Source organism: Methylobacterium variabile (genome assembly GCF_001043975.1).
Taxonomy (GTDB): domain Bacteria; phylum Pseudomonadota; class Alphaproteobacteria; order Rhizobiales; family Beijerinckiaceae; genus Methylobacterium; species Methylobacterium variabile.
Map to the genome: position 1 here is coordinate 1 of NZ_LABY01000427.1, position 632 is coordinate 632.

Here is a 632-nt window from a genome sequence, read left to right on the forward strand (position 1 = left end):
CTCGCCCGCGAGCGCCCGGCGCCCGAGGGTCAGGGTCGCGTCGGCGAGGTAGTAGAGCGGCAGCAGGATCGCGGCGGCGAGACCGCCCTCCCCGGCCAGCCGGTAGAGCAGCCAGGCGACGAGGAGGCCGATCGGCAGCGAGCCGACGTCGCCGAGGAAGAGCTTTGCCACCGGCCGGTTGAACGGCGCGAAGCCGAGGAGCCCGCCGAGCAGGGCGCCCGCCACCAGGGTCGCCGGCCCGGGCAGGTGGCCGGCGAGTCCGAAGGCCACGAGCGCGCCGAGCAGCGGCACCATCTCGGCGACCGTCATCCAGTCGAGCCCGTCCATGAAGTTGACGAGGTTGACGAACCACAGGCCGGCCAGGACGGCGAGGCCGCGCTCGAGCCAGAGCGGCAGCCCGGGGATCAGCTGCCCGCCGGCGGCGCTGAGCACCAGCACGACGGCCGCCGCCTGGAGCGGCAGGCGCAAGCCCACCGACAAGGGCCGGATGTCGTCGACGGCACCGATGAGCGCGAGGGCGAGGGTTCCGGCGGTCAGCGCCGCGACCTCGCCCCCCGGGGCGCCGAGCAGCGACAGCAGCACCGCGAGGGCAGCGGCGATCACCGCGATGCCCCCGCCCTGCGGGGTCGGCA

General features: G+C 75.8%; 1 protein-coding gene. It reads right to left on the minus strand.

The genetic code is table 11. The annotated features are described in order from the left end of the window. Window positions 1-632: MraY family glycosyltransferase (locus VQ02_RS33665; RefSeq protein ID WP_048448633.1), on the minus strand; the 632-nt coding region annotated here is incomplete at both ends.